The sequence below is a fragment of the Enterococcus sp. AZ067 genome, from assembly GCF_051715005.1.
In the GTDB taxonomy this organism is placed as follows: domain Bacteria; phylum Bacillota; class Bacilli; order Lactobacillales; family Enterococcaceae; genus Enterococcus_D; species Enterococcus_D casseliflavus.
This window is the reverse complement of the sequence record NZ_JBIOSY010000001.1, coordinates 982,833-999,714: the sequence shown is the minus strand read 5'-3', so window position 1 is coordinate 999,714 and position 16,882 is coordinate 982,833. Positions and strand designations below refer to the sequence as shown.

Below are 16,882 nucleotides of genomic sequence, written 5' to 3'. Positions count from 1 at the left end.
TTATGTTCCCCCTTGTAAATACTTTTTTAATTCCTCTTTCGTCCCTTTAAGGAGGAAGGTTCGCTCATCTGATTCCATCACATTAAGCATCGTGTCATAGATTTCCTCAAGTTCTTGTACAGATTCATCTTTGATACAGATGAAAAAGACATATTTCACCTTTGTTTCTCCCCAGTGGATCTCATTATGAAGACGTAAAAATACAATCGCTGATTTTTTCACGTATTCTGGTGTACCATGAGGTGTTGCGAATCGTCCAAAAGAAGTAAAGGAAAGCTGTTCCCTTTTTAGCGAAGAGTCAATCATTTCCTCGTTTACATACCCACGAGTAATCAATTGCTCCCCAATAAATGTAATCACCTCTTGATAATCTTCAAAATGATGATCTAAAAAAATCAAGTCCTCATGAATCAATTTCGCAAACTGGTTGAAAGAACCATTTTGTTTTTCTTCGATTTTTCCTAAAAAGGCTTCTATTTTTCGCTGCTCATCTTTATTCAGTACAGGTGAAACATGGATTGTTGGAATCGAATCGATTTTTAAATCCACTGTCGATAAAATCAAGTCCTCATAAATATTGGTCTGAATCAACTCTTGAATTGAAAGAATCCTGGAAATATCGATTTGCTCATAATTTCTCCGAATACGAGCAGCTAATAGCTGTGAAGTGCCTTTCCCACTGCTACAAACTAATAAGACACTCACTTTCTTCGGTTGTTTTTCTTCTCGTTGTTCTTTCATCACTTGGATGTGTACGGCCAGAAAGGCAACCTCATCTTCGGGGATCGAAATCGAAAAATGCCAATTTAAGGCATGAGCTAATCGAAGCGCTTCCTCAAAAGACAAAGGGAAATTCTTCTTCACATCATTTAGAAAAGGGTTATGAATGACTAATCCTTTTTGAATGCGATAAATAGCTTCTTTGATATGTGATACCAATCCTAACAAAAGACTTTCATTGCGTAGGGAGATCGTTTCATGAATCAATTTGCGTATCGTTTCATCAAGCAAATCATCGGAGTCATTCTTCTTCACCAACGAATCCCCATAGATATGAAGCGAAATATAATGAACTTCCGAAACTGGCAACGACAGAGAAAACGTTTCTTCTATTGAAGCAATAAAACGATAAAAAGCTCTATTCTCCATCAAAGGATGTCTTCTTTCTTCGAAAGTCAGATAATTCTTCTCTTTGACCCGATCAATCATGATGATTAGATGAAGCAATAGTGAGTGATAGGCAGCATCATTAAGCGTAATTTGTTCTTTTTTCAAATACTCTTGTAAGAGCGTATCAACTAAAGAAATCTTTGTCAGGTCAATAAAATCATTAACAAACTGAGGAATTCCTTGAATCGAATGCAAATAGCGTTGCTGCTCTTGTGTTATTTTCCAATTTCCACCCCAGAAATAGTAGATCAAATCAAATGCTAAACGACGTTTTTCTTGTTCTGACAAATTCAAAAAGGAACCCTTCCCCGGTAAAACTTCAATCGTAACGTTAAAATGACGAAAGATCTCGCTTACCTGCCCCATGTCATTTTCTAAAGTTGATTTACTGATGTAAAGTGCATCTTGTAGTTGTTGACGCGTAAAATACGTTTTTTGTTTCAATATTTCAAAGCAAAGAAACTGAATACGATCTTTTTTGCTCGTCGGTAAGTTTGATTCCTCGTGCCCATCAAGATACTTTAGAATTTCAGCTGAATCGCCATCAAGAAATACCCCTACTCTAGGTTTGCGAACAAGCCTTATTGCTGTTTCCTGCAAAAATTCATCAATTCTCTTTAGCGATTGCGAAACTGTCTTTTGCGAAAGCGACATATGCAACCCAATTTTAGCAACCGTTGTTGGTCCATTTTCTAAGAGATATCGAATAATTTCTTTTTCCCGTTCACTGATCATGAAACTATCACCTCATCTACATTACTAATGGTAGCTTTTTCTTAAAAAAATGAAAACACTTACTTTTACTGCATTCATTACAGTAAATCATAGGCACTGAATATATTGCGCCGTTTTTTTCATGTGTACTTTTTCGTTTAATCCAGATTATTTACATGTCCCTTGGTATTTTCATAGTATAGAGGATATTACTCAGTGGGAACAGAAAAAAAATACCAATGAACAAACGAACTGTCGTCTGTATCATTGGTATTTTAACTTTTGATTCTCTAATAACGAGACACGCTTGAAAAATTCCTTCGTTTAACGCCCCAACACCTCCGCCACCGAATATACGCCTGGGGCAAAGGTCTTGCCTGTTAGCTTCTTCGTCATGGCATTAAAGGTATAGTGCTCTTCTAAGACGACGACTTCATCGTATTGCTTTAATAGCGAGCGAAATTCTGCATCGGATAAGAGGAAATTCTCTCGGCCATCGACATTAGGTGAAAACAAGTAATATTTTCCGACATAGCCAACTAAGTAGCTATCTACTGCTTCTTTGTTAGTACTGACCACCAAATATTTTTTCTCGTTTAGGTCAAAGTGATCGCCAGTAACGGCTGAAACTTGTGCTGGAATCGAAGCAGCATATTCACGATTGGTATAACGCATGCCATTATTCTCTGAAAGGATCAGCAATGTCGCAAAAAATAACAGAATCAAGGTACTGTATTGATAGATTTTTTTCGTGGTCAAGCTGGCAAAACTACGGTAGTTTCGCCGATCGATCGCTTGTTCATGATACAAATGATCAATGCCTCTGACCATGAAAAAGGTCATTAAGCCAAGTGCTAAAATCACGATACTTGAGGCATAGCGATCGAACCCTGCCAAAGACAATGCTTCATCAGTGGGCATCGAGAACAAGAACATGGCATAGATTCCTAAATAATACCCCCCAATGATACCATCGATCAACAGCAGTTCTTTTAAAAATGGATTGCGTTTTTTCATGATAAATCGGACAAATAGCCAACTGCCCAACAGGATGACCTGGATCAAGAGAATCCCTTGCGTGGAGATCGTCGCAACATCCGTGATCGTTTTGACAAACACATCCGTAATCTGCTGCAGTATCTGAGAATCCTTTTCGCCAAAAATCTGTTTATAAGCGGTCACGCTGACTTCATGCTTCGATTTAGGAAAATTCGCTTTGACATGCAGGTTCCAAAGAATCGCTGGCAGGACAGATAGCCCAATGGCAGCTAATCCTACAATCATCATGCCCAGCCGTTGCCGCCAACGAACTGATGCCTGCCACAAGCAGACTAGTAAATAGCCGCCTAAAATCAGCAGAAAAAAGACCGCACTATTTTTGACCAAATCAAGAGAGGCGCCAATCAAAAGAAAGAAACCGATCGACGGTAGTACTTTGCCTTTTAAAGCGAATAAGCCAGCGATGCCAGCTAAAGTCAACACTGGCAGGATAAAGTCTACTAACAAATTATTCATTCGAATCGCAATATTAAAATAATTGAAAACCGCCATACTGGTGAAGATCAGGGCAAAAGCCAGCTTTCTTTTCGGATCACGAATAATCGCAAAGAAACTATACAGACTACAGAAAATCAAAATCAATTGACCAATCAGCAAGACATTCTCATGATAGCCAACGATGATCGCTGTATAAGTAACAAATAGCGAGCTGCCTAAAGGATAGGAAGTAAAACTGATGATGGCATCGGCTGCCGTTGGCAATTGTCCCTGCGTATAAAGGAATTTAACGATCGTCGCCCAATGGGAGAAGTTGTCATAGTGGGTCAAATGACTGTGAAGCAATGTTAAAACGAACAAAGCAAAATAGCCGTAAAACCACAGCATGATGGGCTCTTGTAAGCCCCACCGTACCTGATAGCGCTCCTGCCAAAAACGCCAAACGCATAATAGTAAGCCAAGACCAAATAAAACCCATGCCCCCCAGATCAACCATCCTTTGGGACCATATGCGACAAAGGAAAGAACGAGGATCGGCAAACAGCAAGCAGCGATCCAGCTGATGTGTTTGGGAAAATGGCAAACTCGTACAAAAAGATAGGCATAGCCAGCTAATGATAAACCAAAGAGACTAAATCGCAGCAGGATCTCGATCATCATCTTCCTCCTTTCTCAGCAAGCTGTCTACCCATTCTTGAAAGGCTGCTGTAAAACGCAGCTCGGAAAGATTGCTTACTTGATAAATCACTTGATTTTCTTTTGGTTGAAGCGTTGCTTTTTCAGCGTGAAGCACAAGATTACTGATCGGTAAGGTTAGATGGGCAGGCATCTCGACTTCTTCTGTTTTTACCAACGTGAGCTGGTCAAAACCAAACGTTGTGACCGCAAAGGTTCCTTCATCAAAGTTCCATTTTTGATCAATGGTCAGTATGGGCACTCGTTGAGGCGGCAATGGCTTTTGTTTGGCTTGCAGCAGATGCTTACCGAGATTTTCAAAAAGACTGTCAAAGAAGGTCATCCACGGGTCACGCAGAACTGGCAGGCTTTGATTGAAGCCATCATAAATGATCTGCAAATAAGCCAAGTAGTCTTTTTCTGATAATTGGTGTAAAGCAACCCCATAGACCCAGCGATCCTTGCCTGAAAAGACGCGGACGACGTTTCCCGTCATCTCTGCTTGGTAGCCGTTACGGGTGATTTTAAAAGTCAGTGGCACATCTGGCGGAAAATAAAGAGGAACGTCAGAAACGAAGGACAAGCCGTTTTCTGAGATATTTTCTGTCATCAAAGAATAGCTGGCGTCTTGGTCGGAAACTTCAACAGGATAATGGGCTCTGAACCGTTCCGTCGTTCGGTAAATCGGGCGACCGAGATAAAATAAGACCGCAAAGGTTAAGTTAAAGAAATGGGTCAGCAGCCAGAAGGTCAACACGCTGCCATAGAAAATCTCTGAACCGAATTTGCCGTAATTAAACTTCACTAAGCCGATAATCGTCAAAATCAACAGCAACAAATGCGGCACCACAAACAACAAGTCTTTTTTAGACTGAGTTGCTGCTTTATTGGTCACTTTGAAACGGGTCTCTTTGATGCCAATGGCTTGTAAAAAGACAGGAATCACTAGGTAAGGTGCAAAAATCGTTTCCTGGATCTCGCCCCAGCGCTGCGTTCGAATATCACTGCTCAAATCCTGCATCGCCAAATGCAAGAACGTATAGCTTGGCAGCCAAAACAGCAGCAAGACCCAAAAGTTGGTCTCTACGACCCTTACATTAAAAACGGTGTACAAAATCGGCGCGAAAATAAACAGCAACCGACGCAAAAACGACCACCAATACAAATAACTGTTTAAGAAAACCATTTTTTGCGCCAAAGACAACGTTTTGTTCTTAAAAAGATGGAGATTGTGGACACTTTGGACCACTCCTCTTCCCCAGCGAATCCGCTGCTTTAAGGCACTTGGGATATCAATGGGAGACAGACCGCTGGCCATGGGCTGCAGTGTTGATAAACTGCGATAACCTTGGCAATTGATCAAGGCACCTAATTCAAAATCCTCCGTGATCGTGTCCGTCGGAAATCCGCCGGCGGCTTCGATCGCTTCTCGTGCGATCACCGTATTGGATCCTGTATAAATAGCTGTATCATGGGCATTGTTCAAAACATTGACTTCTCTGGAAAAGAAGTCCTGCTCGTTAGGAATCGCCGCTTCTGAAAAAAGATTGTACTGAAAAAGATCCGCATTGTAAAAGCTTTGCGGTGTTTGGACAAAGCCCAACGGTTTGATGGTCTGATCTTTGCGGCGTTCCTGCTGATTTGCCACAAAATATGGCACTGTTTCCAGCAAAAAATCTGAGTAAGGGATCATATCTGCATCAAAGGTCGCCACTAGCGGCGAATTGGTTTTTGACAATGCATGATTGAGATTGCCTGATTTGGCATGCTGATTGCCTGTCAATCCGATATAGCCGATGCCAAATTTATCTGCCAGTGCTTTGACCTCTGGACGGTTGGTGTCATCTGACAAGTAGATGTGAACTTTTTTGGGATCGGGGTATTTCATATGAACTGCCGCATTGACTGTTTTTAATAAAAGCGGCACTTCTTCATTATGGGTAGCAATCAACACATCGATCGCTGGATAGTCGGCTTCTGGCACGATCGGTTTTTCAAAAGGCTTTGCTTTGTTTTTGTTCCAAATCAACAGCAAGCCCGTAAAGTTCGATACGATCTCACTGCCCCAAAGCAGCAAACCAAACAGCAGGGCAAACCAAGACTCGTGCCATGGCAATGTATACAGCCCCCGCCATGATAAATAGATCAGTGAGAAGACAAACGCCAGAAAGTAAACGACTTTTTTCGCCCAAGGCAAACGTTTTTGTTCCACCTCAATCACTCCTTAAAGATGACATTTTTTTGCACATGGTAACTAAAGAAAAAGAGCAGGCAATCGACGCCTATTTTTAACAACACAGAATCCCCGATCGGCAGGATCAAATAGATCAGGTAGACGAGGAAAGAGGACAGCAAAATCTGTACGATCACTAATAAAAAATACTGCAGCATACTGTTCTTTGTCCGTTGACCAAAAACAAGCTCGCGATTGATGTAGTAATTGACGATCGCCGAAATCAAGCGGGCACCCAACGAAGCGATCACGATGGAGGACAGATCGATGACAGACAAGAAATGGATCAATAACGCATAGGCGATCACATCGACAAAAAAGGAGACCACAGATGAAAACAAGTACTTCAAAAAGACGCTATAGATAGCGACGGAATCTGCCAAGACCCGAAAATGGGAAGAGGCATTTTCTTCAATATAGATAGTGGCGATCGGTTGCGAGAGAATCGGCCACCCCCGTTTCTGGGCTTCGATCAGCATCCGCGTTTCATATTCAAAGCGCTCACCTGAGATCGCCAACAAATCTGTCATGAATTTCCGAGGGAAAACCCTTAAGCCCGTCTGCGAATCCTCGATGGCAAGACCAGTCGCTAAACGTAGGATATTTCGGGTCAAAATGTTGCCGAACTTACTCCGCAAGGGCACTTCTTTGCCAAAGGATCGGGTCCCTAAAATAATACTGTCGGGATGGGCTTGGGCCTTTGCTAAGCAAGCCATCATATCGGTATACTCATGCTGCCCATCCGAATCAATGGTCACCATAAATTCAACAGCTGGCTGGTTTGTCAGCACTTCGGTGAGGGCGGTTTTGATGGCTGCGCCTTTTCCAAGATTCTTTGGATGGGTCAAAACCTGACAACCAAACTGCTGTGCCAATGCCGAAAAGACAGGCTGATAAGCTGCCCCACTGCCATCATCCACGACCAAAATCGGCAGGTGCTGGTTATGCAAACGAATTTTCTCCACCAGAGCCAGCAGTTTGTGGTCAGGTTCTAGCGAAGGAATCATGATTAAACTATTTTCCATATGCGCTCCTCATTTAAGGTAGTATTTTTGAAAATAAAAAAGAAAAGAAGCCAACTCCATCAGTAAAGACAGAGTTGGTCGCGACCGCTGCGCTTGGCTCGATACAATGCTTGATCGGCTCGTTCTTGTGTTTGCTGTAGCAACTCGCCCTTTTGCCGTTGTGCGATCCCAATCGACAACGTGATGCTGACCGAATCGCCTGCATCCAAGATGATCTCTTGGTAACGGATGCGCTTTTGGATTTTTTCGAGGAGATAAGCAGCAGCCTGTGCGTCTCCTTGGATCAAGATCGCAAACTCTTCCCCACCGATGCGATAGACAGGATTGCTCGCCGTACAGTAGGTCGAAAAAATACGAGCGATTTCTTGCAAAATCACATCCCCAGCACGGTGTCCGTAACGGTCATTGTAATTTTTGAAATGATCGATATCGATCAAAGCGATCGATAAGTCCACCTCGGTCGTGTCTAGGCGTTGGCGGTCATCTTGAAATTTACGGAAGTTGTTCAACTGCGTAAGATCATCGATTTTGACCAATGCCAAAATGCGCTGCATATCATTTACTATCGAGTAAAGGAAAAACGCCAATGTATAGGCGAGAATGCCATAAACTATATAAATTAGGGTCGTTTTTTGAATATCACCCGTCAGATAAAAACCAAAAAGAAAGGAGATAGCGATCAAGTAGGTAATTGATAGGAATAACTCTTGTTTGTCAGTAAATCGCCGTTTGGCCCAGGCATGCAGAAATGTCAGTGTCACTATCAAAAAAAACGTAAGATATAAGTTCAACCAAGACGATTTTGATACTTCAAACAAGAAACGCCCTAACGCTAGATTGACCATCGTCGGTACGGTCACCTTCCACCCCAGATATTTCATGGAAAAAGCGTAAAGCAAAAAGCGCAGGTCAAATCGCGTTTCATATACGACGTAAGAGAAATTCATCATCAGCATCCCCACCACGGTTTCACAAGCAATCGCAGCTGCGATCTGTTTCGCTTTGAACGTCCCTTGGCCAACGAATCCGTCACTGATTTTGAATAACAAATAAATATTGATGATAATTGCGCCTAAATTTGCGAGTGTATTGACAACCAGCGTATTTGCCATTTCCTGTGCTTCCTTTCTAAAAAAAAGAACCCTTACTTGCTGATTCGACGGGACAATTCCAGAAACATTTCATTGGAAAAGCGGACAAAGCATCAAGTAAGAATCACTATTTATTATTGACAGTTTTTATCACTCTTGATTTAGAATAATTTACCAGAAATTATACATAGTTTCAATCTTTTTGTTGATATGCGAAGATTCTCAAGATAAACAAAAAAAGCAAAATGTATATTTTTTAAATAAATAACATTATTTCTTTATTATTACTAACTTTTTGTGCATAAAGATTTAATTCTTTGTGAATTTGTGCAAATCATTTTTTCATTATTTTTTTACGTCTCAGGTAAGGTGCACACCCGATTTCGACCGCTTTGTTTTGCGAGATAGAGTGCTTGATCGGCTCTTTCGACGGCTGCCAAGATATCGCCATGACAAACGGTGCTCGCTTCAACGCCGCAAGACAAAGACATCGTCCCTTTTTCAAAATTGGCGACAGGAAACATACTGCTGGAAATAGTTTGACACAGCGTCGTCATCGCAGCTACGGTCTTTTCTTTGACATCCCCTTCGATCACGACACAGAACTCTTCGCCGCCATAACGATAAAAGGAAAAGGTCTCGGCAAAATGCGCCTCTAAAAAAATAGTTGTCCGTGTGGCAAAGGTTCTCAACAGCTCATTTCCAGCGATATGACCATAACGGTCGTTGACCTTTTTGAAGTGATCGAGATCGATCATGGCGATCGTCACAGTCTTTTTCTGTGAAACGGCTTGAAGCAGATCGTGGTTATAGGTCCCATAGTTGAAGCAGCCGGTCAACGCATCGATCTTACTATTCGCCAACTCTGCCAGTACTTGGTACTCTTCGCCTTCAATCAACCGATGCAGCCACATAAAGCCGCCCAACAGCACAAAAGAACCAACAAGTACTGCCAACATAGCTTCCCAGTCATAGGTCGTCGTATGATGGACCAACATCGAAAAACGCGGTGAGATCAGACAGGTCAAAAAATACATCAAATAAAATTGCTGTTGCGGACGCAGCGGCTTGATTTTTGATAAGAGAAAATCAAGGACAAAGACGCCGACACCTAATAGCGGTAAATAAAAGGCTTTGCCAATGTCAGAAAAACCGACAAACAGTAAATAGAAAACGACCATACACGGCGTTATCAAAATCAAGATCTTGCCACGATCACCATAGAAAAAATGACTCGCAATAAAAGCAGTTGTGTATTGATAACAGATAAACCCAACTGAATTCATTGAAAAAGAAAGAATAAAATACAAATGCGTAAACGTCAGAATACCAATAATAAAATACTTAAATGGACGAGAAACCGATATTTTTTGCACACTTCGTACAAAAACATCTGCGGTCACCAGTAAACTGGCAATCATCAGCGGCAAACCAAACGCCAAGAGCACGCCTCGTTCTAACATTCCATCACAATCGCTCTCCTTTAGACCATAAATATCCTTGTTGTAAATGAACCCCCATCTCAAGCAGCTGCGCCATCTTATCGCGGGTCTCGATGCCTTCAACGATCAACTCAAGCTGATACTTTTTGGCGACCTTCAACCAACAAGTCAAGAAACTAAACCCGATCTCCTCATCGAGCTGAATAAACGGCAGTAGTGAAAATTTCAAACAATCCACATTTTCAAGATTGGCAAAGACCAATGACAGGGTATTTTGGCCACAGCCGATGTCATCGACAGCGATCACATAGCCATAGGCTTTGATTTTTGCAAGGGCAGTAGACAAATCAAAAGAATCATGCTGACCTTTTACAGGATGCTCTGTTAATTCGATCTGCAACTGCTCTTTGTGGGCAGTCATCCCCTCAAAAAAAGTCCACGTTGACTGCCACAGCAGCTGTTGTGGATGAATATTGACACTAAAGCGGGTTTTCGGCTTTTTTTGGCACAACCGTTGCAACTCCTGGGCATACCACCCCATCAACTGCTGATTGCCGCTTTCAGATTGAATCATTGCGCTGAATTCTTGTTGCGGAAAGCGGTTGTTTTTCTCGCTGCGCAGCAAGACCTCATAGCCGTTCACCTCTTGCTGACTTAGCGATTCTACCTGCATGATTGGTTGACATAACAGATAAAAATTGTCTGTGTTTTCCCAAATTGTTTCATTTCCCATCTTCGTTAAGCCCCCATCTAGTAAAGTTATCACTTCCGAAAATTGGTCATATTTGTATCATCGCTCGTTCATAGTCCTTAGAAAAAGAAGCTTCAAAGGAACTGACTTGCCTAAGTATACCAAATAGAGCCGCAGTTCCCCAACTATTTTAGATGATTGGGCAGAAATTTTTGTGAACGATTGGACAGAGATTGTAGCTTTCACCCATAGTTCCTCTTTCTTCTGACAGTTGGAATTCTGCGCTTTTCTTGTATCAAAAACGCTGTTTCTGGCTGACTTACACGTTGGTCGATTGGCGGTTTTGACAGCTTCTTCTGCTCATCCTCATAAAAAAGCCAGCTGAACAGGAATTGTTCAGCTGGCTTCCTTTTTCTGTTAATAAATTAAATAGTCAGAGGCACCGGCTTGCTTGATCTCGATCACCAGCTTATGAGGCAGGCAAATGCTCGTCTGCCCATTGCGATAGATCCAGCTGGTTTTGACAGCAATCTGGTCGGGACTATTGTCTTCACGAACTCGGATCGCGCCATCTTTGATCTCGACGATATTGTACTGACCTTCTGCTGGATAGTAGGTTTTTTCCATCGCATCGATTTCTTCTAAGTTAAAACGGTCAACCTCTTCTCCATTGATCCGCACGATTGCATACCGATCGCCGGTATCACTTTGAGCTTGTGCTTCAAATAGAAAAAGCGGTAAAAAAGAGCCGACAACTAACAGAACAAACAGCAGATAATCATAGGGCTTTAAAAGTTTTAAAAATGGCTGGATCGTCTTTTTCATCACATGTACGCCTTTCACGGTTCATTCACTGTTGCTTTTTAGAAGGTAATCGCTCTTCAAAAAAAGCAGTTAGGTCGATGATCTCTTCCTCTGTGAAGGTTTCTTGCTCCCATTGGGCAAGAATTTGTTCTTGCAAAGCCAAATCCATTTCCCAAAAATGCTCGATCTTCTTGAAATGCTTTGAGTCAAAGGAACGAAACACGGGGTAGATCATCAAAAATTCTTCAAAGGTAAGATCCCAGTCCTCAGTATAATCTTTAACGACCCCTTCTGACAAGGCTTTTTCCGTCGGATCGCCGTTTTCTTTGATCAAGCCCGCTTCGTAAAAATGGCGATAGATTGCCTCTTTGGTGATCTCTGGATGAAATTTTTTACTGTGACGATAGGCTTCTTCAATCAATGACGGATAGATGATCTCCATTTTCCCCCTGCTTTCTGGACGGCGTCATAAGACGCCGTTAATTCTTTTCGATCGGGTGCTGCGCTTTATATTCTGCTAATGATACATGGTGGCTGCGCTTGAAGGTTCCTGTTGTCCCATCAAACGAAATCGCTGGTGCTTTGACGCCATAGTGGGTCCGGCGCTTATTCTTTTTTGCTTTTGATGTTTTTCTTGCAGGTACTGCCATGTCATTTCCAACTTTCTTTCACTTTCTCATTATGCACGCAGCTGCAATGCATTTTTTCGTTTATTTCGCTTAAATTCATGAATGATCTTTAATGCGCGTTTCCTTGTTTTGATGTTCGGGCTCTTTAAACGTCGATACGCACTAGACAAGTCCGTTTTTTCCATATTGACTCCTTTCTGTTACCAGCTTGCTTTTGTAACGCCGGGAATTTCTCCGAGATGTGCATGCTTACGGAAATTGATCCGTGACATGCCGAATTTATTCATGTAGCCGCGCGGACGACCATCGATCATATCCCGTTTCTTCAAACGAGTCGGAATCGAATCCTTCGGTAGTTTGGCCAATGCTTGGGTATCTCCTTGTGCTTTTAGTTCTTGACGTACTGCTCGGTATTGTTCGATGAGTTGTACTTGTTTGTTGTATTTTGCAATTTTTGATTTTTTTGCCATTCAGTTATTTTCCTTCCTATTTCTTGATTTCACGAAAAATCGCTCTGCGCCGCAACTTTGGTGAATATTTTTTTAATTCTAAACGTTCCGGCGTATTGCGCTGGTTCTTATTGGTCAAATAAAGTCTTTCCCCTGTCTCCACACATGCCAAAATAATATTGTTTCTCATAATAACCAGCTCCTTTCTCTTGCGTCACACCAAAAGAACAGTCAAAGTGTAACGATTACGTTTTGTATCATATCACACTAAAACACAGGAAGCAAGCAAAACTATTTCTTCTTTTTGTTATTTAACACGTGAAGAAAACGTCATATGAATTTGTTTTCAACCGTCGCTGTCATTGGTGGCAAGATAACAGAAACCTATAGCTTTTGATCCCGCAAAAAAATCACCTGATCTTTAAGGAATCACTGGTCGGTCTTTTCAAGCAGCCCAAGTCGTGATTCTTTGTCAGGTGATTTCATTCGGTTAATTTACTGATTGGTTCTCATGTGATGCAAGCCATTCACTGATCGCCTGCAAGCGTTCTATCCGCAGGTTCGGCAAGCCATTGCGTGATAAACCATGAGAGGATTGAGGAAACAGCATCAGCTTCGTATCGACGCCTTGACGTTGCAATGCCATGTAAAACTGCTGACCTTGTTCTTGCGGACATCGCAAATCATTTTCCCCATGGAGGACTAGCGTGGGTGTCTTGACTTGGCTGGCATAGGCCAAAGGCGACATCTTCCAAAGTCCTTCGGTCTGATCAAGTTCCCGCAACAATTGAAATTTGACAAAGGCAGGTCCAATGTCACTCGTCCCATAAAAGCTGATCCAATTTGAGATCGAGCGTTGCGTAACGGCCGCACAAAAACGATCGGTATGGCCAACGATCCAGTTGGTCATAAAGCCACCATAACTGCCGCCAGCCACATGGATGGTGTTCGTATCGATTTCTGGATGGTTTGCCACCACGGCATCCATCCCCAACAGCAAGTCTTGATAATCTTTATTGCCATAATCACCTAAAATCGATTTGACAAATGTTTGACCGTATCCTTGCCCGCCACGAGGGTTCAACAAGATGACCCCATAGCCATTAGCGGCATGGACTTGCATCTCATGGAAAAATGTTTCCCCATAACAGACCTGCGGACCGCCATGAATGTACAAAATCGCTGGATGATTCTCTTTTGTTTCGGTCGGAGGCAAATACCAGCCTTGAATTTGCCAGCCATCTGCTCCTTCGTACCAAAACGCTTCAGGTTTACTGATCGTTAATTGTGACATAACTGCTTGGTTGGGATCATAGAGATCGGTTACTTCGCCACTTGTTAAGTCAATCAACGCTAAGCGACTAGGGATCGTTGGCGTCGCATAAGCAACAGCAAGTTTGGCTTCTGAATAGATCGCCGCATCGAGGATATCCATTTTTTCATCAAGTAGTTTGGTCCATTCTCCTTGGGTCGTGGCACGGTACAATTGTAGCTTGCCATGTTCTGTTACGGGTACAAGGAATGTGTCATCCGTCAACCAGGTGATCGCTACGCCACGATTTTTTTGTTGAAAATCACTGATGATCGCATTGCCAAAGGCAACATCTAACTCCTTGGAAAGATTTTTGACTGCTTTCGTTTTTAAGTCGATCAAAAACAAATCATCCAAGGTCACAAATCCGTAAGAGAGATCATTGCCTAATAGTAACAGCTGATCATTGCGCGCAGCAGCAAAAGTGTAGGTTCCTTCTGGCAGGATGTTTTCTAAACTTTCTGTCTTTTTCGTCTGGCTATCAAGGAGACAAACCTTCGAGCCATAGTCCCATTCATCTTCTTCCTCTTTGTCAAAGGTGAGGAACAACGTCTTCTGATCATCCGCGATGCCAGAAAAAACAAAGGGAGAATCATGCTCAAAAATCAGTTCCGTTTCTTGTGTCGCGATCGTTTTTTTGATGATCGAATGTTTTTTTTCTTTTAAAAATCCGACGCCATCCGCCAAATAATTGACTTTCGTAGTAGCTTTTACTTCTGGAAATTCCTTTTGCTTGTCCGTCTTTTCTGTGTCGTCTTGATTCTCTGAGACCGGCTCTTCTTGTGCCAGCTTATAATAGACCGCAGTTGCGTCTTGCTTCCAAAAATAGTCCCCCAGACCCTTCTCAGTGACAAGTGCTTGGGGCTTGCCTCCGGACACTGGCATCGTCCATAACGTACTTTCACCTTTCTTTGGATCGGTCGTCACAAAACTGAGCCTTTGCTCATCTGGCGAGACCTTTAGGTTGTTGTGGGTCGACGCTTCGGTGCCCCACTCACGCCGTTCGTTGGTCTTTGGGTCAATACTATAAATCGCTGAATCATACGTATTGGTCTCTTGGTTGACTGCCGTTTCCAAGTAAAAAACTTGATTTTGCCCCACTGCAGGCTGCGCAATCGTTTTCAGTTCAAACAGTGTCTCATTCGTTATTTTTTCCATCCGTTTCCCTCCAAAGATACGTGTTTTCGCAGTAACTATCTACTAGTATATCAAAAGAAACGAATTTTTCTGCTTTTTTCCCGCCTTTTTTTAATAGTGAAATCCTCGCAGATTCGCTACTTCTTCAAAACCAGCCGACGTCCCTGTCTGCCGCAAGATCTCCTGCCCATTTTCTAAAAGGGTCAAGGCAATTTCCGTACTGGCGCTTTCGCGAATGATCCGATTCATTTGCCCAATAGAAGGTGCTAACAACGAATGGCCTTCTTTCGTCAACACTTCGATCGTCAGCAGCCACTGTTTTTGTTTGAGATGGATCACTAAACGGTCTTCCGTACGTTTGACATCATGAATCTTTGCACCATGATAAGTAGCAAAACGATATTCTTGGCTGCCGACTTGCAGAACACAAATCGTTCCCAAAAAAGCAAAACCAGCAAAGGGAATGTCGGCTGCGGAGAAAAAGAACCGAACATCTGGCGCATCAAAGCTATTGCACTGAACCCAAATATAAGCTGCTGGAAAGGAGGTACCCCAGTCTTTTTCCAAATAACCGATCCCGTTCGTAAAATCGATTGGTTCTTCGTTCCAGTACAGTGTACCTTCTAAGGTATGACTCATGCTCAAGACACCGTGGTAGCATTCCATAAATGACAGATACGAAAAAGGCCCCATGATACTCGGCGCATAACGTGTCCGCTGAATCGGTTTGTGGTCGTTGTATTTTACTGCTCCTTGTACTTGGAGATCGTTATTTTTTAAAGAAACTTGAATACCTGCTTCACTAAAGATATTGTCACCAATCGTTACTTTTCGCTCCTCTTCTGAAACCTGAAAATCAGTTTCTGGAAAGGAGAAGTAATGCGCGCCCTCATGATTGATCACTTGAATGAACACTTCTTTGGTACCGTCTTCTTGAATCGAAAGACCAGGAATAAAAGCATAGACTTCTTCACCAATTTGGTGCTTATGGTACCAGCCTTCAAAAAAAGCGGTCTGCTTGTCGTGGCCGTGAAAGAACCGATCTGTTGTCAACATCTTGATTTCCCTCCGTTTCTTTTTTAAGTGTAGCATGAAGCAGAAAGATTCCTCAGGATAATGCTTTTGTCCATGTAAAAAAGCCAGAAACAAGCAACACACTTGTTTCGGGCTTTGCTTATTGCTTTTTCATCACTCGACGGGTCCACCAGAGAAAAATAAGAAACCCTACAACGAGCAGTGTCAAAAGTCCGCCGGTCATCCACGATGGATCCCCAATGTGATAAAATGCCATGGCTTTTTGCAGGCAACCAAGCAACACAAATACCCCCAGTAGAAAAACGATCGGATAAAAAGCTTTTTCTTTGCGTGATACAACAAAAACGATCGCCGCTACCAGCAAACTGCCAACCAATACTACATCAAAAGGAAATGCGATCGTCAGGAGCCACCAGTTTGGGGTCATCAGATTGATCAGCAGTGAAAGACCAATCCAGCCACTCACAACGAGCCAAAGGGAGCCGAAACGAATCACCTTGCTTGTGCCCTTCTTTTGATAGATGGTTTTGCTGATGATCGCAAAAATCCCGATGACCGCTACCACAGTTCCCAATCCTGTTAAAAGATAATCCAGCAGGTTAAGAACCAGTGGTCCTTGATTTGTAAAATCAGCTATAAACTTGATCCCCCAACTGATACCAACCGCTAGATATGCCAATTTGAGACGCTCTTTGAGATTGCTCTTTGGCGTGTTTGCCAACAGTTCATCTGCCACCCCTTTCGGATCATTGCCAAAATAGTGTTGCGCCTCTTCTCCATGAGTTTGTGCTTCTAATAAATCCATTGCAATCGCGTATACCTGCTCTGTTACTTTATGCTCATCGTAAAAAAGGCTGGAAAGTAAGAGGTAACTTCGAAAATCATCAAAAAATTGGCGATTTTTCTCATTGAATTGTTGCTCGATCAGATTGGTTTGCTCTCGCCAATAGGTCGTCTCTTGTTTATCTGCCATGTTTC

Annotated in this window: 16 protein-coding genes; all 16 read right to left on the bottom strand. The window is 42.5% G+C overall.

Annotated elements, in window-relative coordinates:
* Complete coding sequence (locus IGI82_RS04785) at positions 1–1,905, bottom strand: BglG family transcription antiterminator (protein WP_195961672.1); 1,905 nt, start codon at positions 1,903–1,905, stop codon at positions 1–3.
* Between the two features lie 303 nt (positions 1,906–2,208).
* Positions 2,209–4,038: a lantibiotic ABC transporter permease gene (locus IGI82_RS04780; RefSeq protein ID WP_413158509.1), complete on the bottom strand. Its 1,830-nt coding sequence runs from the start codon at positions 4,036–4,038 to the stop codon at positions 2,209–2,211.
* Positions 4,013–6,277, bottom strand: a complete 2,265-nt coding sequence (locus IGI82_RS04775) for a glycosyltransferase family 2 protein (RefSeq protein ID WP_413158508.1) — start codon at positions 6,275–6,277, stop codon at positions 4,013–4,015. Before IGI82_RS04775 ends, IGI82_RS04780 begins: the two co-directional genes overlap by 26 nt.
* Positions 6,274–7,314 carry a bifunctional glycosyltransferase family 2/GtrA family protein gene (locus tag IGI82_RS04770; protein ID WP_005225347.1) on the bottom strand — a complete coding sequence of 347 codons (1,041 nt, stop codon included), beginning with the start codon at positions 7,312–7,314 and terminating at the stop codon, positions 6,274–6,276. The genes IGI82_RS04775 and IGI82_RS04770 overlap by 4 nt, the downstream gene beginning before the upstream one ends.
* Before the next feature lie 59 nt (positions 7,315–7,373).
* Positions 7,374–8,426, bottom strand: coding sequence for a GGDEF domain-containing protein (locus tag IGI82_RS04765; RefSeq protein WP_005225346.1), 1,053 nt, complete (start codon positions 8,424–8,426; stop codon positions 7,374–7,376).
* 332 nt (positions 8,427–8,758) lie between these two features.
* Positions 8,759–9,868, bottom strand: coding sequence for a GGDEF domain-containing protein (locus tag IGI82_RS04760; RefSeq protein WP_123834635.1), 1,110 nt, complete (start codon positions 9,866–9,868; stop codon positions 8,759–8,761).
* A gap of 4 nt (positions 9,869–9,872) precedes the next feature.
* On the bottom strand, positions 9,873–10,580 hold the full coding sequence (locus IGI82_RS04755; protein ID WP_074932405.1) for an EAL domain-containing protein: 708 nt from the start codon (positions 10,578–10,580) through the stop codon (positions 9,873–9,875).
* A 375-nt stretch (positions 10,581–10,955) separates the two neighbouring features.
* Positions 10,956–11,363 (bottom strand): NusG domain II-containing protein, encoded by a 408-nt coding sequence (locus tag IGI82_RS04750; protein WP_005237322.1) that lies wholly within the window; start codon positions 11,361–11,363, stop codon positions 10,956–10,958.
* A 25-nt stretch (positions 11,364–11,388) separates the two neighbouring features.
* Positions 11,389–11,784: a hypothetical protein gene (locus tag IGI82_RS04745; RefSeq protein ID WP_015509167.1), complete on the bottom strand. Its 396-nt coding sequence runs from the start codon at positions 11,782–11,784 to the stop codon at positions 11,389–11,391.
* Positions 11,785–11,821: 37 nt separating this feature from the next.
* Positions 11,822–11,992 carry a 50S ribosomal protein L32 gene (gene rpmF / locus IGI82_RS04740; RefSeq protein ID WP_005225341.1) on the bottom strand — a complete coding sequence of 57 codons (171 nt, stop codon included), beginning with the start codon at positions 11,990–11,992 and terminating at the stop codon, positions 11,822–11,824.
* Between the two features lie 29 nt (positions 11,993–12,021).
* Positions 12,022–12,156 carry a putative metal homeostasis protein gene (locus IGI82_RS04735; RefSeq protein WP_005237325.1) on the bottom strand — a complete coding sequence of 45 codons (135 nt, stop codon included), beginning with the start codon at positions 12,154–12,156 and terminating at the stop codon, positions 12,022–12,024.
* Between the two features lie 15 nt (positions 12,157–12,171).
* The gene (gene rpsN / locus IGI82_RS04730) at positions 12,172–12,441 is read right to left on the bottom strand and encodes a 30S ribosomal protein S14 (protein ID WP_270290616.1); all 270 of its coding nucleotides are present in this window, start codon (positions 12,439–12,441) and stop codon (positions 12,172–12,174) included.
* A 16-nt stretch (positions 12,442–12,457) separates the two neighbouring features.
* Positions 12,458–12,610, bottom strand: coding sequence for a 50S ribosomal protein L33 (rpmG, locus tag IGI82_RS04725; protein WP_005225339.1), 153 nt, complete (start codon positions 12,608–12,610; stop codon positions 12,458–12,460).
* Between the two features lie 300 nt (positions 12,611–12,910).
* Positions 12,911–14,890 (bottom strand): S9 family peptidase, encoded by a 1,980-nt coding sequence (locus tag IGI82_RS04720; protein WP_325836404.1) that lies wholly within the window; start codon positions 14,888–14,890, stop codon positions 12,911–12,913.
* A gap of 90 nt (positions 14,891–14,980) precedes the next feature.
* On the bottom strand, positions 14,981–15,925 hold the full coding sequence (locus IGI82_RS04715) for a tocopherol cyclase family protein (RefSeq protein ID WP_034858240.1): 945 nt from the start codon (positions 15,923–15,925) through the stop codon (positions 14,981–14,983).
* Between the two features lie 118 nt (positions 15,926–16,043).
* On the bottom strand, positions 16,044–16,877 hold the full coding sequence (locus IGI82_RS04710) for a hypothetical protein (protein ID WP_128488065.1): 834 nt from the start codon (positions 16,875–16,877) through the stop codon (positions 16,044–16,046).
* Positions 16,878–16,882: the final 5 nt, after the last annotated feature.